Source organism: Paenibacillus sp. FSL R10-2736 (assembly GCF_038000245.1).
GTDB lineage: Bacteria > Bacillota > Bacilli > Paenibacillales > Paenibacillaceae > Paenibacillus_AQ > Paenibacillus_AQ phytohabitans.
The window spans coordinates 1041477-1067280 of record NZ_JBBOBN010000001.1; the positions used below are offsets into that span (position 1 = coordinate 1041477).

The window sequence follows — 25804 nt, forward strand, 5'->3', positions numbered from 1 at the left end:
AGGCTGTGCAGCATAGCAATCCCCCACGAAGAAACGGTGCCGGCTTAATGCCGGGCACCGTTTTTTTATGCGCTCTAATCAGAGTCTCATTTTGCCATTCCCGCCTTTTACTGCTTCGTTTGAATAATTTCATGTTTACATATACTTAGTTATATTTAACCGGTGTTCATAAGCTTCCACAGGCTGAAATATAATGAAGAGGCAGGCGGCTGTCCCGGTCTCAATATATTTATGGAACGTGACGCCGTTTATTTCGTTATAGTAGTATATAGCGGAAGGTGGTGGATTCACCGATGGTTGTTTGGGTATTATGGTTGATTGCCGCTGGCGTCTTGTTTGTTGTAGAAATGTTTACGTTTACATTCTACCTATTATGGCTTAGTCTCGGAGCATTGGTTGCCGGCTTGGTCGCGCTTCTGCTCCCGGATGCATTATTGCTGCAAGTGGTGGCCGGTTCACTGGTGGCCTTGATATTGACGGTTTTCACCAAACCCTTGGCAGCGAGATTACGCAATTCCAGGGGCTTCAAGGATACCGGTACCGATATTGTCGGCCGAAAGGGTCTGGTCGTCGAAGCGATTGAGCCTGGCCGTTACGGACAGGTCAAGGTAGGCGGCGATACATGGAGTGCAACATCCACAGTGGCGCTGGGCAAGGATCAAGAGGTTATTGTTGTAAGAAGAGGCACCACAATTATCGAAGTAGAACGATGGGGGGATATGTACTGATGGAGTTAGCTATTATCGGAATTATTGTTGTTGTTGTCGTAGTATTTATCGCACTGACTATCAAGATTGTCCCGCAGCAACGAGTGGGGGTCGTGGAGCGTCTCGGTAAATTCAACCGCCTGCTTACACCGGGTCTGAATATTCTGATTCCGGTAATTGATCAGGTGCGGGTCTATCATGACCTGCGGATTCAACAGGCGAATGTACCGCCGCAGACGGTAATCACGAAGGATAACGTACAGGTACAGATCGACACGATTATTTTCTATCAAGTGGTAGGACCGGAAGAAGCAACTTACGGAATTTCCGATTATGTCTATGGTGTACGTAATATCTCTACTGCCACCATGCGCCAGATTATTGGTAAGCTGGAGCTGGATGAAACCTTGTCCGGCCGTGAAAAAATCTCCTCGGATATCCGTCTCGCGCTGGATGAAGCCACTGAGAAATGGGGCGTGCGGATTGAGCGTGTAGAAGTTATCGACATCAAGCCGCCGCTGGATATCCAGGAAGCAATGGACAAACAAATGAAGGCTGAGCGCAGCAAGCGTGCGATTGTACTGGAGGCGGAAGCCGCCAAGCAGGATATGATCCTTCGCGCTGAAGGGGATAAGCAGAGTAAGATCCTGAAGGCTGAGGGGGATAAGGAAGCGCGTATCCGTCAGGCGGAAGGTCTCGGCCAGGCGCAGGAGCTGGAAGCCCTCGGCCAGGCCAAGGCGATCGAAGCGGTCGCGCAAGCCGAGAAGATGCGGATTGCCCTGATCGCCAGTGCAGGACTGGATGAAAGAGTACTGGCTTATCAGTCCTTCGAAGCATTGACTGAAATCTCCAAGGGACCGGCGAACAAAGTGTTCCTGCCGACCAGTGCTGTTGAAACGCTTGGCAGTCTCGGAGCTATTGCAGAAGTATTCAAAGCGAGTAAGGACGGCAAATAAGCTCAGAACTATTTTACAATTGCGGCACATTCCGTTAAAGTTAAAAGCAAAACTAAGCCTATGCTTACGAAGCATGCAACGCAAAACTAAGCCTATGCTTACGAAGACAGTTTTGCTACGCAAAACTTTAAGGAGAAGATACTGTGACGCAAAAAGAGATTTCACCGCTCGTAGAAACGCTGGGGCTGCAGCCTCACGTTGAAGGCGGATGGTACAAGAGACTTTGGAATTCATCCTTCGAGATTCCCCAGGAGACTCTGGGCGGAAGCTATTCGGGGCCGCGTGCTTCAGCTTCCTCGATCTATTTCCTGCTTCATGCTGACGAGACTTCGGATTGGCACACTGTGCTGTCCTCCGAAATCTGGCTGTATCATTCCGGCAGTCCGATTGTGCTAAGCCTGGGCGGCAGCGGTGAACAGCCGGAGAACGTGACGGAAGTGATTCTGGGGCTGGATATCGCCGCAGGCCAGCAGCCGCAGGTAGTTATTCCTGCCGGAGTATGGCAGGCAGCCCGTCCGCTGGGTGAAGAGCCGGTGCTGGTCTCCTGCATCGTGTCACCGGAGTTCCACTTTGATGATTTCAAGCTGATTGACAAGAAATAAGGCCAGGAATGAAATGGAGTACAGCCGGAGAATAGGCTGTACTCCATTTTTTATCCGAAGCAGCCAACGATGACCGGACATGTTTTTGCCACTTTTGGCGGCTTTGCTCCTATCTGTTATACTGATTCTGATTTTGGATGATTATGAAGGCGCTTTTAAGGTTAAGGATGCTTGATGAACTCAAATTAGGCTTGGAGGGTAAACATATGAGTCAATTAAACGCACCATTTACAGGCGGGCCTACCTTGAACGACGGAGTGACCATGCCCTGGCTGGGTCTTGGCGTATGGCAGACCAAGGATGGCGATGAAGTTATCCAGGCAGTGAAAGCTGCCGTGGAGACCGGGTACCGCAGCATTGATACGGCAGCCGGGTACAACAATGAAGAAGGCGTTGGACAAGCTATCCGTGAATGCGGGGTACCCCGTGAAGAGCTGTTTATCACCACTAAAGTGCGCAATCCTGATCAGGGCTATGAATCTACGCTGAAGGCTTTTGAAGTCAGCCGGAAGAAGCTGGGTCTGGAGCAGATTGATCTGTACCTAATTCACTGGCCGGTTGCCGGCAAATATAAAGAGACCTGGAAAGCACTGATTCATCTGCAAAAGGAAGGCCTGGTCAAATCGGTCGGCGTCAGCAACTTCCAGACCCATCACCTGCAGGATATCATCGATGATAGCGGTGTGGTGCCTGTGGTTGACCAGGTCGAGTTCCATCCGCTGCTGACCCAGCGCGAACTGCTTAAGTATACACGGGAGCATGACATTCAGCTGGAAGCGTGGAGCCCGCTGATGCAGGGGAACCTGGATGTGCCGCTGCTGAAGGAGCTGGCGGAGCGGTACGGCAAGACTGTAGCCCAGATTGTCCTGCGCTGGGATCTGCAGCAGGGTGTGATCACGATTCCGAAATCCGTGCATGCGGAGCGGATCATCGAGAATGCCGGCTTCTTCGACTTCACCCTCAGCGATGACGATGTCAAGGCCATTGAGGACCTGAATCAGAATCACCGCTTCGGCCCGGACCCGGATAATTTCAATTTCTAGGGTTGAGATAGATTGAACAAGAGCAGCTTCCAATTTAGATGTTGGTCGTAACTGCGGTGAATATTTGGACTTCCGGCCGCTGTTGTCCCCAGATTTCTTGATTGTTACCGTTATAAGCGGTAGAAATCCGGTGACTGCTTATGCTTCCGTTGCGAGCTTTCCTTCGGAAAGCTTTCAGGCGGTCGCTGACGCTCCTACAGTTCCAAAATTCCCCTCCGTACGATCATCTTTTATTGGTTTTCTCTTAGTTCAATCTATGGGTGGAGGCGTATAAAGAAAGGAGCAGGCTCTAATGGGGCCTGCTCTTTGCTTTTAAAAGCAGAACAATCCAATGGCAAGACATCAAAGCTCATCGACATCCGCTGCCCCGGCTTTTATGATGAGAAAAGAAGGAATCAATGGGAGGGCACAACTGTTGGAATTAATCAGAGATCTTCCGGAGAAGCATGGATTATCTTCGCAGGATTTAAGCCGTTTTGTCATGGAGGTCAGGGAACGGGGGCTTGAGGTTAACAGCTTCATGCTGCTGCAGGACGGCCAAGTTACGGCCGAGTTCACCCGGATGCCTTACCTTCCGGATACCCCGCAGCTGCTCTACTCTCTTAGCAAGAGCTTCACCTCTATAGCCATAGGTATTGCCTGGGACGAGGGATTGCTGCAGTTGGAGGATGCGGTGATCTCCTTTTTCCCGGACAAGCTGCCTGAGGCTGTGTCTTCTAATCTGGTGCAAATGACAGTGCATCACCTGCTCTCCATGAATGCGGGCCATCATGAAGATATTTATCCTGCTGTGGTCAAGGAACAGGACTGGATCACCGCCTTCCTCGCCCAGCAGGTTGAGCATGAGCCGGGAAGTTATTACCGCTACAGCACCCCCTCCAGCTATATGCTGGCGGCCATCCTCGAACGGGTGAGCGGGCAAAGTATGGTCGATTACCTGATGCCGCGTTTGTTCGGGCCACTGGGCATTCCTCGGCCATCCTGGGAGACTTGTCCGCGGGGAATCACGGCTGGCGGGATGGGACTCAGCCTGTCTACAGAAAGTGTAGCCAGGTTTGGCCAGATGCTGCTGAATAAAGGCGTATATAACGGGCGGAGAATTGTATCGGAGCAGTACATACAGCGGGCTGCAAGTGAGCAGAGCGACAACCGGGCCGGAGCGCAGCGGATTGACTCGGCGCAGGGCTATGGTTACCAATTTCATCTGTGCCGGAGGGGCTGCTACCGGGGAGACGGATCTTTTGGACAGCTGTGTCTGGTGGCTCCGGAGCTGAATATAGTCATTGCTGTGGCGGCAAGCTTCGGGAGTATGAACCGGCTGCAGGTATTGCTGGATCTGATTTTTGAGCATATTTTTGATACGCTTGGAGGCAGTCCGCTGCCGGATTCCGGGGATAACGCCGGTCTGCAGGAGCTATTGTCCGATTGGAGTACTTCAGCCTTACCTGTGGTGCAGCAGCTTTGTCCGGGGAGACGGCTGGCGGATGGTTTGAGCGGCCCATACCAGATTGGCGGTAATCCCCATGGGCTGCGCGAGATTTCTTTTACCAGGATTAACACGCTGCTTAAGCTGCAAATGGTGTATGGCGATCAGCGGGATAATGTGCTGCCATTCGATTTCAGCAAACCGGTATGGACGGAGGATGTGTTCAGCAAAGACCTCTCGTTACACCGGCAACAGGTAATCACTTACGCTAACTGGTTGGCTGAGGACACGCTGAAGCTTACGCTGTACTACATTGAGACTCCTTATGTGGTCACGTACACGATTATTTTTGGGGAAAACAAGCTGAAATTCCGTTTCAACATTAACGTTTCGCTTAATATTCCGGAGTATGCGGCTATAGGCGAGCTTGAACTGGCTTAGTTCATATTAATGTAAAAAACATGCCCGCCTGAACGTATGCTATACGGTCTTGGCGGGCATGTTCACATCTAATTGGCATTAGCCGATGGAGACATTGTATTTCCGCAGCCACAGATCTACCTGGGCCAGATAAGCGAATAATTGCGGGCCGGACATCAGCTGGCCGAACCACGGCAGATTGCTGGAGGATTCCGGTGATGCGGCGATTTCCCGGATTTTGGCCGGATCAATCAGCGGGAGGATAGGCGAAGAAGGATCATCCAGGATGCCGAGTACCTGAGAGCGCACCTTGTTGAGATAGGCAGGGTTATGCGTTTTAGGGTACGGGCTTTTTTTGCGGTAGAGCACATCGTCCGGCAGTACACCTTCGAGTGCTTTGCGCAGAATGCCTTTTTCACGGTTGCCTACGGTCTTGATCTCCCAGGGAATGTTGAATACATACTGCACCAGGCGGTGGTCACAATAAGGAACGCGTACCTCCAGGCCCACGCCCATGCTCATCCGGTCCTTGCGGTCCAGCAGCGTAGGCATGAAGCGGGTAATGTTGAGGTAGGACATGACGCGCATCTGCGCCTGTTTGCCGGTCTCACCGTCAAGCTTCGGCACCTCGGCCACGGCGTCGCTGTACCGGTCACCTAAATATTCCAGCGGACGTATCCACTCATTCATTTCCGGTGACAATAGACCCGCACGCATTTTGGGTGCTACCGACCAGGGAAAGGTGCCGGAAGACAGCATCTCCTCACGGTGGAACCAGGGGTAGCCGCCGAAAATTTCATCCGCAGCTTCGCCGGAGATAGCGACAGTCGCCTTCTTTTTAATCTCCTGGCAGAATAAATAAAGTGATGAATCCACATCGGTCATCCCCGGCAAATCGCGGGAGTAGAGGGCGTTGTCGAGCGCTGTTACCAGTTCAGGTGTATCAAAAGCAATAAAGTGATGGTTCGTATTCAGTTCATCGATCATCCGCTGAATCCAGGGGCCGTCGGCTCCGGGCTGGAAGGAATGGCTTTTGAAATGCTTGTCGTTGTCTACATAATCCACCGAGAAGGTATCTACCCGGCCTTGGCCGGTCCGGTTGTAATAATCTACGGCAAGTGCAGTTAAGGCGCTGGAGTCGAGTCCGCCGGAGAGCAGAGAGCAGACCGGAACATCGGAAACAAGCTGGCGCTCCAGCGTATCCTGGAGTAATTCCCGCACCCGGGCTGCCGTTTCATCCACGTTATCCGTGTGCTGGTCGCTCTCCAGCTTCCAATACGCGTAGGTGCGGATACCGCTGCGGCTATAAATCATGGCATGACCTGGACGAAGCTCGAATATATCTTTGTATACACCATGTCCCGGTGTCCGGGCCGGACCGATAATGAAGATTTCGGCAAGGCCTTCCGGTCCAACCTTCGGCTGGACTTTGGGATGCTGCAGCAGCGCCTTCGGCTCGGACCCGAATACGAAGACATCGTCCACTTGGCTGTAGAACAAAGGCTTCACGCCCAGGCGGTCGCGGGCCAGGAAGACCTGATCGCGCAAGCTGTCCCAGACGGCAAAAGCGAAGATGCCATTCAGCTTCTCCGTGCAGTCCGGTCCCCATTCGATATAGGCATGCAGGAGTACCTCGGTATCGCATTCTGTGAGGAAATGATGGCCGCGCTGCTTCAGCTCTTTTTTGAGCTCAGGGGCATTATATAGCTCGCCGTTATACACAATTGCATACACCTTATCGTCATGGCGGGCAATCATCGGCTGTGCGCCGTTCTCGGGATCAATGACGCTGAGTCTGCGGTGTCCGAAGGCAATGGGTCCTGAAATCCAGGTTCCGGCTGCATCCGGTCCGCGGTTCGCTAAAGTTTCAGTCATTCTGACAAGCAGTTGCGAGTGCCCTGTAAGATCACCGCGCCACTGGACAAATCCGGTTATTCCGCACATGTTGGTTCATCCTCTCTTTTGTGCGATTGTTGTCTGTCCTTTCTTTTTTGCCAAGTAATACAGATATATGCCGAAGGAAGGGATAAAATGTATGTCCTTATCCGAACACTAGGGGAGAGGGAAATTTGCCAGGAGGGATGGATGACAAGTGTATTACATTAAAGACGCCAAAATCCGCAGAATGACCGAGTATGACGGAGCACCTTGCGCAGAGGTTGGCGTATTGCCTGGAGCTGTGGGCGATTCCGCACTTTTGGTGTATATTGTTGAGGATCGGCGTGAGGAGGGTTACGAAATTGTCCGTATTTTGACGAATGATGCGGACACCGCCACCGATTGGTTCGATAACAATCTGCATGATGCTTTCAAGGACGTGACGGTCAGCGGCTTCACCGGCAGCACCGTAATGAGTCCGGAGGATGAACGGTCCAAATTCCAGCGCGAGCTGCTGATCTTCGGAGAGCTGAAGAAGCAGCTGGGTGAGCATTTCAGGCAGTACTCTTGATTCCGGCGGGACCTCTTGCAACGAAGATTCGCTGCACAATCACTAACCAATAACCTATAGGATGGACCATAGAGCAGGAAGCTTGCCGCATTCAGGATGCGGGAGGCTTCTTTTTTGTTAGGGTTCGTGTATCAGGACATCTGCTGGATCGTTCAGAAGTCGCCTGCACAGTGGGGTGTAGGGGACCTCATTTGCCGGCTGGGAGAGTTTAGTCTTGATAAATTCTGTGAATCAGGTATAATAAATAACGTTGCATTAATACATATGATCTTTACAGCTTTAGGTTTCATGATTCTTCATTTGTCCCGGTAGCTCAGTTGGATAGAGCATGCGCCTTCTAAGCGCACGGTCGGGGGTTCGAATCCCTTCCGGGACGTCAAGTAAGAGCCTTCCTTCGGGAAGGCTCTTTTGTCGTCTGGAGGATGAGAAGCCGGGCGCCAGCGGGGACGTTGGAGCATCAGCTTCGATAGGAACACATCGCAATCAGCCGAAGTTTGGCTGTATCCCTTCCGGGACGTCAAGTAAGAGCCTTCCTTCGGGAAGGCTCTTTTGTCGTCTGGAGGATGAGAAGCCGGGCGCCAGCGGGGACGTTGGAGCATCAGCTTCGATAGGAACACATCGCAATCAGCCGAAGTTCGGCTGTATCCCTTCCGGGACGTCAAGTAAGAGCCTTCCTTCGGGAAGGCTCTTTTGTCGTCCGGAGGATGAGAAGCCGAGCGCCAGCGGGGACGTTGGAGGTTAAGCTTCGATAGGAATACATCGCAATCAGCCGAAGTTTGGCTGTATCCCTTCCGGGACGTCAAGTAAGAGCCTTCCTTCGGGAAGGCTCTTACTTGACGTCCGGAGGATTACATTGAAGCGGACCCTCACGTTTAGAAGCAGCGTTGCGGACTGAGGTGATCTTATTTCGGCGGATCACATCATTTCGCAGTCCATGCGGACTCAGATGCCGTTAACTAACCCGTTTCCCCTCATTTTGAGCTCCAAACTACAATATAAGGGCCCCTGAGTCCGCATCGGTCAGAAAAACAGGTTTTTTCGCCAAATAGCGTCATCTGAGTCCGCATAGCTTAGCAGAAGGCTTCATCTGCACAGTGCAGACAATTTTCCTGGAAATCCCTGGTGTCTGAGCATTCAAGTCACTCTTTGTACAGCCATTCGCTAGACTATTGTTACTCAAACCCAACCCCACCCCCCCGCTCGCCTACAGCGATCCCCCAAGTAACCAACATCATTTTCACCCGATGAGTACAGTTATCTATTATAAGCCCTACTTGAACTATGCGGGACTCTCTACCGCTTCTTCGTCCCAGCTTACATCCGCTCCGGCTTAGGCAGACCGAGTACATCCAGCGCCTCGCCTAAAGTATCGGTGAAGCTCCGGGTCAGCCAGAGACGGAAAGCAATGCTGGAGGCCTCGCCTTTGAGGATCGGGCAGGCGGAGTAGAAGTTGCTGAACAGCGCCGCGAGACTGTGCGCATAGTTACAAATCGAATTCGGTGTAAGCTCCCGGCTTGCCGTATATAGGGTGTCCTGCCACAGGCTGAGCTGTCTCAGCAGGGCGAGCTCGGCTGCCTCAAGCTGCGGCGGAAAGAGCGAAAGCCCGCCATGCGCGTTGCTCCCGTCAAGCCCGCTGCTCGCGCTATGTTTGCTGCTCCCGTTATCCCCGCTATTCCCGTGCCCACCATACTCGCGGCTCCCGCCATGCTCGTTACCACCGTTATTCCCGGTACCGCTGTCCGCCAGGGCGCTGCCTTTACTGAGCACACGGCTTGCCCGGGCATAGGCATACATCAGATAAACGCCAGTGTTGCCGGAAATCTCCATGGCCTGTTTGAAGTCAAACACAATCTCTGTACCCAGATTGAAGCGCAGCAGATAGTAGCGGATGGCAGCGGTGGCGATGAGCCGGCTGGACAGGCCGTTTTTGTCGGAACGGGTAGCCTCGATGGAATGCTCCATAAGCCGGACCAGCTCGGTAACCTTGATGCCGATGCCCTGGCGTCCGGACATGGCGTAGGAGCTTTTGCCGGCGGAGGTATCAATACCAAGTTCAGCGGCGGAAGCCGGACTTAGCGAAACCACACCATAACTTACATGATGCAGCCGATCCGCCTGCTCACTGTAGCCCAGTGCCTGGAAGGCCTGCTTTACCATCGCCTGCGGATACTCCTGTCTGTAGTCGATCACGTTCACGACCTTGACTGCGCGTCCAAAAGGCAGCGTCTCACCCCTCAAGCCGGTCGTCCACAGCCCGCTGCCAAATTCGCTGTAGGCGAAGTCCTTGTCCAAGAGGCCGAATTTCCATAGATGATAAGCGATATCCTTGGCCGTATAGGTCAAAATCCCGTTCGAGCGCACCAGCACCTTATCCTTCTGATGCTCCTCCTCTGTCTCCTGTCCGCCAGTGCCAGCGGATTGCTTCAGCACCCAGCAGCCGGCCAGCTTGCCTTCCTTCTCCTGAACGAACACTTCTGTCTGCGACAGAAGGTCAAAGGCAGAAGACCAGAAGCCTTCCTTCAGAATACTGCTCTCCCAAACAAGCAGGTCGTAGTGAATGCCGAAGCTGCGCATCTCCTCCACATGCTCTTTTACAATCTGTCCGGCGACAAGGTTGCCAATCCAGGCGGTATTGCCATGCCCCTCTTCCAGCGCGTGAAGAATTTCGGTCCGTTTATTTACACTTTCAGGATGCTCCGCGTACTCCTTGTTGATCTCAGCGTAAATATCCCAGCAGTAATCTCCGAAACGGACATGCTCCCCGGCAAGCGGGACATTCAAAAGGCCGACTACAGTATCTGCAAGCTGGTTGCCGAGATCATCCACGTAGTTGTGCACCTCAACGGTATGACCGGTTTTTCTCAAAATTCTAACCAGCGCATCTCCGATACAGGAGTTTCTCAGATGTCCAATGTGCATGCTTTTATTCGGATTAACGCTAGTATGCTCTACAATAACCTTCTCACCGCCAGCCTGCGGAATTGCAAAATCAGTCTGGGCCCACACCTGCCAATCGATGTACATATTAATGAAACCCGGCGGCGCAACCTCGATTCTCTGCAGCAGTCCGTTTACGGAGCCCGATGACTTCAGCTCGGCGATGATCAGTTCTGCGATGACGGCCGGGGCTTTGCGCAGGGTGCGGGCCAACTGCATGGCAATATTGCTGGAATAGTCCCCATGCTCCGCATTCGCAGGCTGCTCAAGAGCCACTTTTACCGCAGAGCTGCCGGGAATCCCCAGGTCTTCAGATACTTTGAGAATACATTGTTCCAGACTGTCTTTAATTAGCTCGCTTAACATGAATAAGTACCTCCCGAAATAGTTGTGAATGGTGTAAGCAGTGGCTGAGGGCGGAAGACTTCAAGGGTCCATAAGGTGAAAAAACAACAAAAAAGCCTTCGTCTCAAAAGAGACGAGGCTTATGCGCTCGCGGTACCACTCTCGTTGCTGAACCTACAGTTCAACCACCTTACAGGTTAACGGTCTTTAGCCGGGGCTTCCTACTCTTAAGGTTCAGAAGTCCATCTCACGGGTGCGCTTCATAATCCTGATCTGTACCGGCTTACACTCTCCCGGCTCGCTGGGGACTAGGGTTCAGGGCCATTACTCTCCCGGTCATTGATTCAATATGATTTTTATCAGTATAGCGAATTTCTGGAAGAAAGCAATAGCGGAATGTCAAGCGGAACCTTGTTTCCGGAAAATGCAACCCATAACATCCGGTATTTGCAATAGATATCCGGCTTTGTCCACACCTCCAGTGATGGCTCGAATATAGTAAGTTGTTATCACTATTAAAATATTCGGAGAGGAGAACTCAAGATGAGCTTTTTATCTACAGGACCGATTGAAAATAATGCGGTAGGCGGGCTAAGACCTACCCAGCAGGTCACGGTCAAAATCGATAACCGAAGTGATACCATGTCTTCCTTGGTGACGGTAGAGGGTTACTATCTGGATGGAACCCGCACGCTATATGTCAGTGAAACGTTGAATGTACTGCCTAATCAGGTAGTGACAACCACGTATTATGCGGATCTGGATGCATTTGAGTTTATTTTTGTCACTTCGGGAACCATTGATGAACAAGTGCAAGTCTCAGTCTGGGGGAAAAATAGCTCAGGCGGCTTAGTAACGCCACACCGCCTGGTTTCTGCTGAACTTCTGGGAGCTATCACAGGAGTGACGGGCATCACAGGCACGACCGGGGTTACAGGCGTAACCGGCACAGCCGGAGCAACCGGGGTTACAGGAGCGACTGGGGTTACGGGTGCGACAGGCACAGCTGGAGCGACCGGGGTTACAGGTGCGACAGGCACAGCAGGAGCAACTGGGGTTACAGGTGCGACAGGCACAGCAGGAGCGACTGGGGTTACCGGTGCGACAGGCACAGCAGGAGCGACTGGGGTTACAGGTGCGACGGGTATAGTAGGAGCGACTGGGGTTACGGGAGCGACAGGCACAGCAGGAGCGACTGGGAGTACAGGTGCGACAGGTATTGCTGGAGCGACTGGGAGTACAGGTGCGACGGGTATAGCAGGAGCGACTGGGGTTACAGGCGCAACAGGCGTAGCTGGTGCGACCGGGGTTACAGGTGCGACAGGCACAGCAGGAGCGACTGGGGTTACAGGCGCAACAGGCGTAGCTGGTGCGACCGGGGTTACAGGTGCGACAGGCGTAGCTGGTGCGACAGGGGTTACAGGTGCGACGGGCGTAGCGGGAGCAACTGGGGTTACAGGAGCGACAGGCACAGCAGGAGCGACCGGGGTTACGGGTGCGACAGGCATAGCGGGAGCGACTGGGGTTACAGGTGCGACGGGTAACACAGGCGCAACTGGGGTTACAGGTGCGACGGGTATAGCAGGAGCGACTGGGGTTACGGGAGCGACAGGCACAGCAGGAGCGACTGGGAGTACAGGTGCGACAGGTATTGCTGGAGCGACCGGGGTTACAGGTGCGACAGGCACAGCAGGAGCGACTGGGGTTACAGGCGCAACAGGCATAGCGGGAGCGATCGGGGTTACAGGAGCGACGGGCGTGGCAGGAGCGACCGGGGTTACGGGTGCAACAGGCACAGCCGGAGCGACCGGGGTTACAGGTGCAACTGGGGTTACAGGTGCGACAGGCACAGCAGGAGCGACTGGGGTTACAGGCGCAACAGGCGTAGCTGGTGCGACCGGGGTTACAGGTGCAACAGGCGTAGCTGGTGCGACCGGGGTTACAGGTGCGACAGGCATAGCGGGAGCGACTGGGGTTACAGGTGCGACGGGCGTAGCTGGTGCGACAGGGGTTACAGGTGCGACAGGGGTTACAGGTGCGACAGGCGAAGCAGGAGCGACTGGGGTTACGGGAGCGACGGGCGTAGCAGGCGCGACTGGGGTTACGGGTGCGACAGGCGCAGCCGGAGCGACCGGGAGTACAGGTGCGACAGGTATTGCTGGAGCGACTGGGAGTACAGGTGCGACGGGTATAGCAGGAGCGACTGGGGTTACGGGTGCGACAGGCGCAGCCGGAGCGACCGGGGTTACGGGTGCGACAGGTATTGCTGGAGCGACTGGGAGTACAGGTGCGACGGGTATAGCCGGAGCGACTGGGGTTACGGGAGCGACAGGCATAGCTGGCGCGACCGGGGTTACAGGTGCGACGGGCGTAGCAGGCGCGACTGGGGTTACGGGAGCGACGGGCGTAGCTGGAGCGACTGGGGTTACAGGTGCGACGGGCGTAGCGGGAGCAACTGGGGTTACCGGTGCGACAGGAGAAGTAGGCGCGACTGGGGTTACAGGCGCAACAGGCATAGCTGGTGCGACTGGGGTTACAGGTGCGACAGGCGTAGCTGGTGCGACCGGGGTTACAGGCGCAACAGGCGTAGCTGGTGCGACCGGGGTTACAGGTGCGACGGGTATAGCAGGAGCGACTGGGTTTACAGGTGCGACAGGCGAAATAGGAGCGACTGGGGCTACAGGTGCGACAGGCGCAGCTGGTGCGACCGGGGTTACAGGTGCGACGGGTATAGCAGGAGCGACTGGGTTTACAGGTGCGACAGGCGAAATAGGAGCGACTGGGGCTACAGGTGCGACAGGCACAGCAGGCGCGACCGGGGTTACAGGTGCGACGGGCATCACAGGTGCGACAGGAACCAGTCCGGCTGGTCTTTCCGAGTATGCGTATATTTATAATTTGGCTGCCCAAACGGTTCCTTTGGAGGCCGATGTTACTTTTAGTAATAATGGTCCTATAATTGGGGCGATTACACACACGCCAGGAAGCTCTGTGATTACTATAGGTACTGCTGGAGATTATGCAGTTTGGTTCAACGCAACGGGAGTTGAGCCCAATCAATTCTCACTTTTTCAAAATGGTACTTCTGTTGCGGGCGCCACATATGGTTCCGGCGCCGGAACTCAGGCCAATCCCGGAATGGTGATTGTTGTAGCGGCAGCGGGAGATTCCCTGACTCTGCGCAATCATTCCAGTTCAGCGGCAATTATGCTGCAGACGCTGTCAGGCGGAACACAAGCCAATGCCAACGCCTCTATCCTGATTCAAAAAATAAACTAAGCTTGGCAGAGTAGAATTCAGAAATATTCGGATTCCAGTAAAGCTAAATAGCCCGTCACCGATGGATTTTCGGTGACGGGCTGCTTAAACTTACCAGGCGTTTTGATCCCTGCCTCACAAACAGGATGCTGTTCCCAGTATAGTTAGGGCAGCTTTTTGTATCATAAGTAATCACATGGATGCCGCTTGGCAATGGACTACAAAGCCAGCTCGGCAAGCAGACCTCTTCAGAATCTCTGACAGAGGAAATGCCTAGTCCGCAGTAGGCGCACCGGTCAGATTCTTGATGTCCGTAGAACCATAAATCAGCAGGGCAATTACAATCACCAGCAGCAGACCACCGGCGAAACCCTCCCCGTCAAAACTGTCCATATCCCCGCGCCTCACTTTCACTTTCTAATTAGGTGGTCAGGAGTTTTCGGCTTTCTTTTTCAAAGCGGTCATAATCTCGTTCAGGGTGAGACTGCTGTTGTCATCAAGGAAGCTGACCAGCTTATCGACGTTGTCGTTGCTCAGATCACTTAAGGTTTTATATTTGCCTACCAGACTGACGAACATGGATGCGTCCGTGTACATCTGGATGGAGTCTACTTTCAGCTTGCCGGTCAAAAGAAGGGCAGCCACGGCGAACTCAAGCCCTTTTGGAGTTTGTGTTTTGGAGCTGGCTGGTGGTTTTTTGGCGGCAGGTCTCTTTCCTTTTCCAGGAGGGGGCATGGGACTCCCTTCTTCCGTTGGTCATTCTGCAGGAAAGCGGCAGCAAGGGCGGTCTCTCCTTAATTAAAAGATATGCGCCCCCGCAGATATTGGTGAATGGAACCTGTCTTATGTCCACACCGACCGGAGGACGCCAGAATATTATTATATTGTGCGATTAAAGATCAACCGTCGCTAGTAACTGAGTTTCACGCCGTAAATGCTAGATATGGAAGGAGGGATGAGACGGGATGCCGATTTTATCAACAGGACCTATCGAGAACAATGCCGTTTCGGGAATAAGACCTACGCAGACAGTTACGGTAAAGCTGGTGAAGCGTGATGGCATGGTAGGCTCTTCAGTCAGTATTCAGGGCTACTTGCTGGGAGCGACAAGAATATTGTATGTAAGTGAGGTTATTAATATTGCTCCGAATGAAGTGGTAACCAGGGATTACTTTGCCGATTTGGATGCGTTCGAATTTATTTTTACGATCGGAGAAGCAACCGGGGAGGAGATCGGGATTTCAGTATGGGGCAAGTCTTCTACCGGCCAGCTGGTGAATGCCCATCGCATTGTTACACATGAGAAATTAAGCTCCGAAGTATAGAGATTCATCCTATTCTACTAGGAAAAGGAGTGCTGAAACGATGAGTTTTTTATCCACGGGACCGATAGAAAATAATATGGTTGGCGGTGTGAGACCAACTACCCAGGTTACAGTCAGAATTGATAACCGCAGTGATATCACTGCCTCCACAGTATCGGTTCAGGGATACTATTTGAGTGGCGGCGTCAGAAACCTGTATGTCAGCGAGGCGATCGATGTTGCTCCGAATCAATCGATAACCACTACCTACTTTGCTGATCTGGATGGTTTAGAGTTTACTTTCTTAACACCTGCCACTGTGAATGATCCGGTCCAGGTTTCGCTCTGGGGTAAGAGCAGCACCGGGGCACTGGTAACCGCCCACCGCCTGGTTTCTGCAGAACTGCTGGGCGAAATCTTCGGTATTACCGGAGCAACGGGTGCCACCGGGGCTCAAGGTGCTACAGGAGCGACAGGTTCAGGTGGCGGAGCTACCGGTGCCACAGGTGCAGCAGGAGCAACGGGTGCCACCGGGGCTCAAGGCGCTACAGGAGCGACGGGTTCTGGCGGCGGAGCGACTGGGGTTACCGGCGCGACAGGCACAGCTGGAGCGACTGGGGTTACCGGCGCAACAGGCACAGCTGGAGCGACTGGGGTTACCGGCGCAACAGGCACAGCCGGAGCGACTGGGGTTACCGGCGCGACAGGCACAGCGGGAGCGACTGGGGTTACCGGTGCGACAGGCACAGCTGGAGCGACTGGGGTTACCGGCGCGACAGGCACAGCGGGAGCGACTGGGGTTACTGGAGCAACAGGCACAGCTGGAGCGACTGGGGTTACTGGAGCAACAGGCACAGCTGGAGCGACTGGGGTTACTGGAGCAACAGGCACAGCTGGAGCGACTGGGGTTACTGGAGCAACAGGCGGAACTGGGATTACCGGTGTTACTGGCGCTACTGGGGCAACGGGTTCAGGGGCAATCATTCCGTATGCTTCCGGCCTTCCAGTATCTTTGACAACGGTACTCGGCGGACTTTTGAATACCTCCAGTTTAGTAGGTTTCGGCAACAGCTCTACCGGTGTCAGCATTGCGGGCGGAACTATTGACCTGACAGGTGCGGCTGGCACATTGCTCAACTTTGCCTTCTCCGCACCGCGTGCCGGAACAATCACTTCACTGGCAGGCTATTTCAGTACAACTGCAGGACTTAGCTTAGTAGGTTCGACGGTAACCATAACTGCACAGCTGTTCCAGTCCACTACACCGAATAATACCTTCACCGCTGTACCCGGAGCGCTGGTAACACTAGCACCTCCGTTGACAGGTATCCTTGCTCTTGGCACAATCAGCAGTGGATTAACTACAGGACTCGCCATACCGGTAACTGCCGGCACCCGTTTGCTGATGGTCTTCTCGGCAACGGTAACGGCCGGGATTGATGTAGCGACAACGGTTGCCGGTTATGCCAGTGGCGGAGTTACAATTGTCTAAACCCGGCACTGCAAGCCAAAAGAAATAAATAAACAGGGACCTCCCAAGCCTATAGGCTAAGGAGCGTCCCTGTTTTATTTATGACATAGAGAACTGAATTGTAGTTGTATATTTGTACTTCTGTATAGCTAATGTTGAAGTAGGGGGGCTGATTTCATCCGCTGTTGGTGGCACAGATCAGGTAACTTTATTAAAATCCTGCACAGAATACAACATTCCCCCCCATTAACACGCCCTAAATCTATAATTGTTGTACAAAAGGCAGCAATTCCCTCGTTTCAGGCCCATCAACGAAGCTATTGTTGTATTTCATACAACAATCCTCCCGTACACCCAGGTATCTAGGGATCAGAGTTGCAAAACGTACAACATTTATGCCTTCGTGCGTACTAAGAAGCCTACATTCTGCCGGCAACGAATTGTGTGTAAGGAATTAACATATTCCTCTCGTCCCGCCGCGATTAACCAGTAAGCTGGTTAGGTTGTTGTCATAAGTGTGGTTTATATAGCCGGCCGTGTTACACCAGATCGCAAGCCTCAGCCGGCATCCAGTGGGCATCCTGGCCGTCCCATTTCACATTGCAGCCGATCGGGTTGGTCAGGGGTTCACTGACCGGTTGCCCGGATACCAGCTCTGTCAGGGCGTTATCCAGATTGTTGACGGTCAGCTTGCCGGTCTCGCGCGGATTATCAACGCCGCGTCCGGTGTAGACCAGCTTGCGGGCTTCATCGAAGATATAGAAGTGGGGCGTGCGCAGTGCGCCATAGGCCCGGGCGGTCTCTTGCGTATCGTCACGCAGATAAGTCCAAGGGAACTTATGCTCCTCCATCCGGGCAACCATATGCTCGAACGAATCATCGGGATGCGTGGTTTCACTGTTGGCATTGATGCCAACGAATTGGACACCCTGATCGCGGAATTTCTCCGCTGCCTCACGGGTAAGCTCATCGGAACCGACTACAAACGGGCAATGATTGCAGGTGAAAAAAACAACCAGGAACCTGGCGGACGCGAATTGCTCCAGGGAATAAGTCTGTCCGTCCGTCGCCTTCAGGGCGAAGTCAGGGGCTGAGTCTCCAAGCGCCAACGTAAAGCTCATTTACAAGCACCTCCTGAATAAGATACAAGCCTTCCCTTGTATTATACCGGACTTGCCAAACACTTCCAAACTGAGCAAGATTACCTTCATTCCCCAAGCATCACAGGAGATCTTCAGCATGATTGTACTTTGTGCAACAGAAGCCGTATGATTTGGCGCAGAAAGGTATTCTATTGCAAGCCTGCCGTTGTCATATCGCGAGTATCTCCCGGATATCCTGCTCGCTCAGGCTGGACAGGGCTTCCTGTCCCGGCTGAATTACTTCATCAATCAGATTCTTCTTCTTCTGCTGCAGCTCGTACATCTTGTCTTCTACGGTTCCCTGCGCAACCAGGCGGATGACCTGCACGACCTTCTTCTGTCCGATCCGGTGGGCGCGGTCAGCAGCCTGCTGCTCGACAGCCGGATTCCACCACAGATCGTAGAGAATGACCGTGTCCGCTCCGGTCAGATTAAGGCCGGTGCCGCCCGCCTTCAGCGAGATCAGGAAGAGATCACGTTCCCCTTCATTGAAGCGGGTGCACAGCTGGGTACGCTGGGAAGCCGGTGTTTGTCCGTCCAGATAGAAATGCGGCACACCCAGCAGGGCCAGTTCGCGCCCGATCATCCCCAGCATTTGCGTGAACTGTGAGAAGATCAGCATCCGTTTGCCGGAGCTGCGGCATTCATCGATAATCTCCAGCAGCTGTTCGAATTTGCCCGATCCTCCAGTGTACCCGTCCACGAACAGGGAGGGGTGGCAGCACAGCTGGCGCAGCCGGGTGAGACCGGCGAGGACCTTGATCCGGCCGTTGCCGAAGCTGTCGCTGTCCAGATGCTTGAGCGCTTCCTTGCGCAGTCTGGCCAAATAAGCGACGTAGAGCCTTTTCTGCTCCGGCAGCAGCTCAGAGGCCTGCAGTGATTCGATTTTGTCCGGCAGCTCCTTCAGGACATCGCTTTTGAGGCGGCGCAGCAGGAAGGGGCGGATACGCTTTGCCACAGTCTCCCGGGGAAGGTCATGGAAGGCCTTCTTGCCGGGGAACAGCCCGGGAAATACCACGCCGAAGATTGACCACAGATCCTCGAGCGCATTCTCCACCGGAGTTCCCGTAAGCGCGAAACGGTACCGCGCTTGAAGAAGCTTAACTGCCTGGGCAGTCTGCGTCTCATGGTTCTTAATCATCTGCGCTTCATCCAGGATGAGGGTATGGAAAGACCGCTTGGCGTATTCCACGGCATCTCTGCGCAGCAGCGGATAAGAGGTAATGATGACATCATGGCCGGCTGAATTCCGCAGCGTCCGGTTGCGTTCGTCTGCACTGCCGTCGGCAATGGCTGCCTTGATGTCCGGGGCGAAACGCTTCAGCTCATTATGCCAGTTGTAGAGCAGCGAGGCCGGGGTGACAATGAGCGCAGGGACTCCGCCCTGACGGATATCATCAAGCTCGGAGAGCAGGAAGGCGATACTCTGCAGCGTTTTGCCGAGACCCATATCATCCGCCAGAATGCCGCCGAAGCGGTAGTGGGCCAGCGTCTTCATCCACTGGAAGCCGTACTGCTGATAGTCGCGGAGTACAGGGGCCAGACTCTCCGGCACAGGGAAGTCCAGATTCTCGGGACTCGCCATATTGGCCAGCAGCCGCCGGAACGACCGGCCGATCTGGACGGAATCGCCTTTGCCGGTATCCGCATGCAGGCGAAGGCCCCGCACCAGCGGCAGGGAGAACTCTGCATGATTGAAATCCCCGTTCTGAACGCCAAGCTCATTCATCAGGGCGATAATTTCCAGGAATTCTGCAGTTTCCAGCGGCAGCAGTGCACCATCCGGCAGCCTGTAATACTTACGCTTCTCCTGCAGGGATTTCAGCACCAGCACAATATCCTTCTCCGGAATACCATCCATGCTGAACTTGAAGTCCAGCCAGTCGGTCTTCTCATTCCAGCTCAGGCTGACCTTGGGCATGGCATGCTCCGTAAGTACTCTTTCCTTGACCGCAGTAGTGGCATAGACCTGAAGCAGCGGCTCCAGCAGCGGAATGGTATGGTGGAGAAAATCGAATTCCCCGTCCTCATCCCGCATGATATATCCGCTCTCTGTCCGTGCGAAGGACTCATGGGCCATCAGGTCGAGAATCCGCCGTTCGGCCTCCCCGTCCCGCATCAGAATCACTTCATTGCTCCGCTCATGCGCCTTCTCATCCAGCGGGTTAATGACAATCCCGCCATATTGGAATTCAAGCCCGGCGAGCAGCCGGTCTCTGACCCGGTCGAGATAGAGTCTGGCGTGAAGCTGCGCCTGAACGATTCTGTCCGCGATGGCATCGGCAATGAATACCTGGCCCAATTTTTTGAGTCCGGGAATGACGCCCTCCATGAATGGCTCCATCTGCTCCGGGGCAATGGCAATTCCGTCCTGCCGCGAGGGGTTCAGCAGCTTTTTCAGCTCAGCGAGACGCCCGCATTCCTGCACCGGCAGCTTCAGCAGCTTGCCCTCAGACAAGACAAGCCCGTAATCTTCCAGAATCGTAAGCTGCTGAAGCCCCTGGACATCCAGCCGGTACCCCTCTCCTTGCGCCTGATCGAACTGGAAGCTCAGCGGGAGAGCCTCAGCGGAGAGAGATAGACGTTCGTGCAGGACCTGGCCGTGCTGCAGACGGGCTGCAGGTACAGCCAAGAGTGCCGGCAGCAGGCTCTCCCAGAAGAAGGGAGGAACAGCCAGCAGCCGCTCATTTCCCGAAGTGCCGGTATGCGGCGCGTAAGGGCTGCTGCTGCGGTATATTTTTTCATTCAGCATGATTTCAATCAGCTTCACGAGCACCTCATTATCTTCCTTCGAGAAGCTGTGCAGGGCGGGATCATAACTGAAATGTCTGGAGAATTCAAAAGGCTCACCCCGGTGAACACGTTCCAGAAACCCCCGGATTTTGGGCACGATATAGAGGCGCTTAGGGCCTACTTTCAGCTCTATGCCCAGCATTGTGCTGCCGAAGCTGTAAGAGAAAGGCTTGCAGATGAACTCTACCTGAAGCGGTGTCCGCAGATCCATATAAGCTCCGGCTCCGCTCGGCCGCTGCCGCACTCCGGTGAACATCCCGAGCATGCTGCTTACCAGCTGCCGGTCCCCACTGTGCCCGATGTGTCCGTCTCCTCCAGAGCCGGAATGGCGGGGCGTAAGTATACCGGTCTCTCCCGTGAACGCCTCCGGCTCTTGCCCATCCGGATCGGAAGTCTGGCCCATGTCCATATCTTTGCCGAGATAAAGGACACTAACCAGTGCAGCTGCAATATGTTTGCAGAAAGGTCCGCCGCGGTAGTAGGCAGGGCAGGTGCACTCCCCGTTAACATCACCGTCACTATCTATGGTTAGCACTACTTCATGGCTTTCCAGACCATGAACCGCAGCGCGGTATTTCGAATATTCCCCTTCAACGTTGTGCTCTGTATAGATAAGATCAACCTTATGAGCGTGATAATAAGCTACCCCCTGATCAAAAGCGGCCCTGCCGCACAGCAGCTTGATTACCCGTTCCGGTACCTGGAAACCCAATGTAATCCTCACTTCCTTCTATTCCTGATGGCTAACTTGCTCTCAAGCCAAGGCCTGTTTTGTCCCGTTCGACAATCGTTATAGTACCCATAATAACAGAACAGGCGTACGCCTTCAAAAGGGTTTATGCTGAGAGCAGTTCTGTCTGCTCTGTCCTGAAGAATTAAGCAATGCGGGAGTTATCTTGATGGATAGCAGCGGACTGGGGTGCTCTATTTGCCCGGACAACATCATTCACCGCGCCTGCGGACCCCATTGCAGTTATTTATGTGTAAATTGTGTACAAGGAGTAGTAAGGTGGCAAATAGAACCGGGCAGGTGCATGAGCAAGAATAGCAGAGAAGCAGAAGTTCGCAAGGTATAAGTGAGGGAGTAGAAGCAGCAGAACTAGTATAGCGTCAGATTTAAAGTAGTGAAAATCACATGGGTAAATCGCTTGCTGAGGGTTTGAAGTGACCTGATTATGGCTTATGCGTATGCTTAATTGTACATTGTACAACTAAATCATCTGATTTACAGGCGATTCTCCGTTTAGTTGTATTTCGTACACTTAAACTGCCTTATGTAGACTGGTTATCACCAATTCGGCAGATTTAGTTGTACAGACTACAGTTATAAGAGACAAGCAACGTTTTTCGCTGTTTTTAATTGCATAGTATACAACTATCACTGAATTTCCACTTGGAGGAACTGATTACATCAATTGTTGCATTGTTGAACCAGTAGAACTAGCAGCAGCCAACCAAGTAAAAGCCAGCCTGGCCAGCACGATGTGCTCCCAGACTGGCTCAGACTGTCCCGAAATGGCGTAGCTGCTCCAGCAATGTCCCCTCCAGCCGCCTACAGTGTCCTTGCCCCGCCAATTCCGTGCATGATGAAGCTGACGGTCTGCTCAATCTCTTCCTCGTCATTCCAGTCATGGTCCGGCATCAGCAGCAGGCGGGCCAGCAGATAGCCGATGACCGAGGAAATGGTGAAGCGGATGATCGCAGGAGTAGGAGCATCCATAATCTGGCCCTGCTCCTTGAAATGCTCCGTAATTACAGTGACACGCTCCAGCACCTGGCTGAGAATATTCTCGACCAGCTGTTCTCTGAGCGCGGGCTGGAAGGGGATCTCCTGGATAAGGATTCTGATAATTTTGAGATTCTTACGGGCGAAATCGAGCCGGTTCACCATGAATGCCTTAAGGAAGGCATCATAGCTCTCAAAGGGTACATCCAGCACACCGCTGAAATTACGCATCACAAACGGAGCGATCATCCGGCTCATGGTGGGGACTACGATGGCCAGCAGCAGATCTTTTTTGGTTTTGTAGTAGCGGAAAATCGTTCCTTCAGCCACGCCTGCCTTCTGGGCGATCTCACTGGTGGCGGCTGCCGAGAACCCCTTCTCCGAGAATGTATCAATGGCCGCCTGCAGAATGGATATCTGCTTGGGGGTCATTTGTTCCTTTTCACTGAGGGCCAGCAGCTCTTGAATCCACTGCTCCTGCCCCTGCTGCTCAGCAGCATTGTCTTTCTCCATGATGGACCCTCCAACTCTCTTGCTCTTACCTCCAAGTGTACCACAGCCTATACCGCTAATTCGAAGTTACATTTTGCGGTGCTTGCGCAAGGCCAGCACATTCAGCAGCATGAACAGCAGGGAGAAGCCGATCAGCATGAATACATCAAGGGCGATATCATTCCAGCCTTTGCCGCGGATCATGATATCCATCAGCGCCTGGGCGCCGTAGTAGATGGGGGTTGCCAGTCCTACGCGCTGCAGCCAGAGCGGAAGGGTATCGAGCGGAAATAATCCGCTCAGGAAAATCTGCGGCACAATGACCAGGGGAATGAACTGGATCATCTGGAGCTCATTGGCGGCAAATGCCGAGAGCAGAGTGCCCAGCGTCAGCGCTGACATCGAGAGCAGCAAGGTCATCAGCAGAACGTAGCCGAAGCTGCCCGCCATCATAATGCCAAGCACCTGGATTGAGAACCAGGAGATCAGCAGCGCCTGAAAGACGGTGAAGATACCGAAACCGCAGACATATCCAAGCACGATCTCCCAGCGCTTCAGCGGAGTGGAGAGCAGGCGTTCCAGTGTTCCCGTGGTCCGCTCGCGCAGGAAGGAGACACCCGCGATCAGGAAGACGAAAAAGAATACAAATACCCCGATCATAATCGGGCCGAAACGGTCGATCGTCTTCATATCCTCGGCGCCGTAGAGATAGCTGATCTGCGGCTGATTCTGTACGCTGCCTGCCGCTGACGGCTGCAGGCTCTGCATAGCTTCCTGCAGGGCCATCATTACGGCACGGTTAGCGGCCGGGTTGCTGCCTTCCAGCATGATCTCAGGAGTGGTTCCTTTCATTGTAATATAAGCATCAATGTCCCCGGCCTGAAGGGCGGCGTTGCCGGATTCATCATTATCATAGCCGGTAATTTCAGCCTTCTGGGCTTCCAGCGCGGTGCTGAACACTGCAGCACCGGGGGCTACGCCGATCTTCGGCTCATAAGCATCTCCGTTAAAGACCAGGCTCATCAGGCTGAGCACCAGCAGGGGCGCGATGAACATCAGCGCCATGGTTCTTTTATCATGGATGAATTGCTGCAGAATTCTCAGGGTAATCGCACGGATTCTCATGGACGTACACCTCCATAGTACAGGAAGGCTTCTTCAATGGTAGCGGAGCCGGTTGCCTGCAGCAGTCCGGCGGGAGTGTCTACTGCGAGCAGAACGCCATCCCGGATCATAGCCAGCCGGCCGCATTTCTCCGCTTCATCCATAACATGTGTGGTGAGTACAATCGTGGTGCCTTTACGGTTCAACGCCTTAAGTTCCTTCCAGATCGACTGGCGCAGCACCGGATCAATCCCGACCGTAGGTTCATCCAGCAGCAGCAGCGGCGGCTCATGCAGCAGCGCGATGGCCAGTGACAGGCGGCGTTTCATGCCACCGGAGTATTGGTCTACTCTTTTGCGCAAATGCTCCTGCAGGTTCACCAGCTCCATTACATCTCTGATCCGCCGTGTGCGGTTGCCGCCCTTCAGACCGTAGAGGGACGCGAAGAACTCCAGATTCTCCTTGGCGCTCAGTTCCGTGTATAGCGCATCGGACTGGGCCATATAGCCGATCTGCTGCAGCATGGCAAGCTTCGGCATCCGTACCCCGAGCACATTAATCTCGCCGGAGGTAACTTCGTCTATGCCCGTGAGCAGCTTGACCAGCGTGGTTTTGCCGGAGCCGGACGGGCCCAGAATCCCGAAGGTTTCCGCATGCTCCACCTGTAGCGTAATATCCTTCAATACCTTCTTGCTGCCGAAAGCACGGTCAACATGAGTTACTGTAATCACTGGGTTGGCTTGTTTCATTGTGATCTCCTCAATCCTCAGCATAATGAGTGAGTACTCACTCATTATAATAATGATTCTCTTGGTAAAAGTAAATCTCTTTTCCAAGTACACAAAAATATATATCTGACGCTCTATTGATCTCCGCTATTGCGGACAAATAAAGGAATCTGAGTCCGATTAACCTGGGAATCTGCATGTTTTACCCGAAATAGCTGATTGTCAGTCCGCCAGACTGGCGGACAGATTATGAGAAGCTTCATCAGGCTCCCGCAGAGCACATGCACGTTGTCTTAAGGACGAGGAGCCGTTTCCGCTTGCCTCCGCATAAATCATATTAAATTTTATGGATTACCCGTTTCCTTATACCGGTTATCAGGGTAATAAGGAGAATACTGGAGATTTCCGGCAACCGGAACCCATTACATTAGAAGGTGGTGCGAATCATGGCAGGACATAAGCTGCTCCTTACTCTGGGAGTGCTTCTGGCAGCGGCCGGACTTAGCGGCTGCAGCAGTACAGACGGAGCAGAAGCGGACAGCGGAGCTTTTCATACCCTGGCGGAAGAGAATGCGGACGCGCAGCAGTATTTGCCTGACGATCTGCCGATACCGGAAGGCGCGGGCATCACTTTTACCCAAGGTGAAGTGGCAGAGGGGAAGAAATCCTCTATGCTGATCTATGAGACAGAGGAAAGTATGGCCGCTCTTGGAAGTACATATCAGAAATATGTAAGAGACAAGGACCTGGAACGCGGAACAGAGATTGTCGACAGCAACAACATTCTAATTAATGGCAAGGTGAGCGGTTCCTATTCGTATTCTATTATCGGCAGCAGCTCAGACTCGAAGCCCGGCGGTAATGAGATTATTGTGACGTGGATACTGAATTAACATAACTT

Annotated in this window: 18 protein-coding genes, 1 tRNA gene and 1 other annotated feature; of the genes, 11 read left to right on the forward strand and 8 right to left on the reverse strand. The window is 53.5% G+C overall.

From position 1 onward, the window contains the following. Positions 1-293: 293 nt before the first annotated feature. The 5 genes from NSQ73_RS04600 to NSQ73_RS04620 all read left to right on the forward strand — a co-directional run bounded on the left by NSQ73_RS04600 (position 294) and on the right by NSQ73_RS04620 (position 5175). Positions 294-728, forward strand: coding sequence for an NfeD family protein (locus NSQ73_RS04600; RefSeq protein ID WP_039297677.1), 435 nt, complete (start codon positions 294-296; stop codon positions 726-728). Continuing rightward, positions 728-1663, forward strand: coding sequence for an SPFH domain-containing protein (locus NSQ73_RS04605; protein WP_152679743.1), 936 nt, complete (start codon positions 728-730; stop codon positions 1661-1663). The genes NSQ73_RS04600 and NSQ73_RS04605 overlap by 1 nt, the downstream gene beginning before the upstream one ends. Before the next feature lie 143 nt (positions 1664-1806). Continuing rightward, positions 1807-2265, forward strand: coding sequence for a cupin domain-containing protein (locus NSQ73_RS04610; protein ID WP_039297676.1), 459 nt, complete (start codon positions 1807-1809; stop codon positions 2263-2265). A 206-nt stretch (positions 2266-2471) separates the two neighbouring features. Continuing rightward, positions 2472-3308 (forward strand): aldo/keto reductase, encoded by an 837-nt coding sequence (locus NSQ73_RS04615; protein WP_340985528.1) that lies wholly within the window; start codon positions 2472-2474, stop codon positions 3306-3308. Between the two features lie 415 nt (positions 3309-3723). Next, complete coding sequence (locus tag NSQ73_RS04620) at positions 3724-5175, forward strand: serine hydrolase domain-containing protein (RefSeq protein ID WP_340985529.1); 1452 nt, start codon at positions 3724-3726, stop codon at positions 5173-5175. A gap of 78 nt (positions 5176-5253) precedes the next feature. On the opposite strand, the gene asnB is transcribed toward NSQ73_RS04620, so the two are convergent. Then, complete coding sequence (asnB, locus tag NSQ73_RS04625; RefSeq protein WP_340985530.1) at positions 5254-7098, reverse strand: asparagine synthase (glutamine-hydrolyzing); 1845 nt, start codon at positions 7096-7098, stop codon at positions 5254-5256. 148 nt (positions 7099-7246) lie between these two features. Here asnB and NSQ73_RS04630 point away from each other — a divergent pair, with 148 nt between their 5' ends. Further along, positions 7247-7603 carry a hypothetical protein gene (locus NSQ73_RS04630; RefSeq protein WP_039297666.1) on the forward strand — a complete coding sequence of 119 codons (357 nt, stop codon included), beginning with the start codon at positions 7247-7249 and terminating at the stop codon, positions 7601-7603. A gap of 302 nt (positions 7604-7905) precedes the next feature. Further along, positions 7906-7979: transfer RNA gene (locus tag NSQ73_RS04635), tRNA-Arg, on the forward strand. 938 nt (positions 7980-8917) lie between these two features. On the opposite strand, the gene NSQ73_RS04640 is transcribed toward NSQ73_RS04635, so the two are convergent. Beyond that, the gene (locus NSQ73_RS04640) at positions 8918-10906 is read right to left on the reverse strand and encodes an arginine--tRNA ligase (RefSeq protein WP_340985531.1); all 1989 of its coding nucleotides are present in this window, start codon (positions 10904-10906) and stop codon (positions 8918-8920) included. Positions 10907-11011: 105 nt separating this feature from the next. Next, positions 11012-11234, reverse strand: a binding site (T-box leader). A gap of 194 nt (positions 11235-11428) precedes the next feature. Between NSQ73_RS04640 and NSQ73_RS04645 the strand changes: the two genes are divergently transcribed. Further along, positions 11429-14164, forward strand: coding sequence for a beta strand repeat-containing protein (locus NSQ73_RS04645; protein WP_340985532.1), 2736 nt, complete (start codon positions 11429-11431; stop codon positions 14162-14164). Positions 14165-14572: 408 nt separating this feature from the next. On the opposite strand, the gene NSQ73_RS04650 is transcribed toward NSQ73_RS04645, so the two are convergent. Beyond that, positions 14573-14878, reverse strand: a complete 306-nt coding sequence (locus tag NSQ73_RS04650) for a hypothetical protein (protein ID WP_039310734.1) — start codon at positions 14876-14878, stop codon at positions 14573-14575. Between the two features lie 230 nt (positions 14879-15108). Between NSQ73_RS04650 and NSQ73_RS04655 the strand changes: the two genes are divergently transcribed. Together NSQ73_RS04655 and NSQ73_RS04660 are read left to right on the forward strand one after the other, a co-directional pair. Further along, positions 15109-15468 (forward strand): hypothetical protein, encoded by a 360-nt coding sequence (locus tag NSQ73_RS04655; protein ID WP_042139685.1) that lies wholly within the window; start codon positions 15109-15111, stop codon positions 15466-15468. A gap of 40 nt (positions 15469-15508) precedes the next feature. Further along, on the forward strand, positions 15509-16939 hold the full coding sequence (locus NSQ73_RS04660) for an exosporium glycoprotein BclB-related protein (RefSeq protein ID WP_340985534.1): 1431 nt from the start codon (positions 15509-15511) through the stop codon (positions 16937-16939). Between the two features lie 518 nt (positions 16940-17457). On the opposite strand, the gene NSQ73_RS04665 is transcribed toward NSQ73_RS04660, so the two are convergent. The 5 genes from NSQ73_RS04665 to NSQ73_RS04685 all read right to left on the reverse strand — a co-directional run bounded on the left by NSQ73_RS04665 (position 17458) and on the right by NSQ73_RS04685 (position 24924). Next, positions 17458-18039 (reverse strand): thioredoxin family protein, encoded by a 582-nt coding sequence (locus tag NSQ73_RS04665; protein ID WP_042139683.1) that lies wholly within the window; start codon positions 18037-18039, stop codon positions 17458-17460. Between the two features lie 190 nt (positions 18040-18229). Further along, positions 18230-21577, reverse strand: a complete 3348-nt coding sequence (locus NSQ73_RS04670; protein WP_340985535.1) for a DEAD/DEAH box helicase — start codon at positions 21575-21577, stop codon at positions 18230-18232. Positions 21578-22405: 828 nt separating this feature from the next. Continuing rightward, entirely contained in the window at positions 22406-23092 is a 687-nt protein-coding gene (locus NSQ73_RS04675) for a TetR/AcrR family transcriptional regulator (protein WP_340985536.1), read from the reverse strand. Positions 23093-23158: 66 nt separating this feature from the next. Continuing rightward, the gene (locus NSQ73_RS04680) at positions 23159-24196 is read right to left on the reverse strand and encodes an ABC transporter permease (protein ID WP_076248574.1); all 1038 of its coding nucleotides are present in this window, start codon (positions 24194-24196) and stop codon (positions 23159-23161) included. Next, positions 24193-24924, reverse strand: a complete 732-nt coding sequence (locus tag NSQ73_RS04685; protein ID WP_340985540.1) for an ABC transporter ATP-binding protein — start codon at positions 24922-24924, stop codon at positions 24193-24195. The genes NSQ73_RS04680 and NSQ73_RS04685 overlap by 4 nt, the downstream gene beginning before the upstream one ends. A gap of 425 nt (positions 24925-25349) precedes the next feature. Here NSQ73_RS04685 and NSQ73_RS04690 point away from each other — a divergent pair, with 425 nt between their 5' ends. Further along, positions 25350-25796: a hypothetical protein gene (locus NSQ73_RS04690; protein WP_042139677.1), complete on the forward strand. Its 447-nt coding sequence runs from the start codon at positions 25350-25352 to the stop codon at positions 25794-25796. Positions 25797-25804 lie beyond the last annotated feature (8 nt).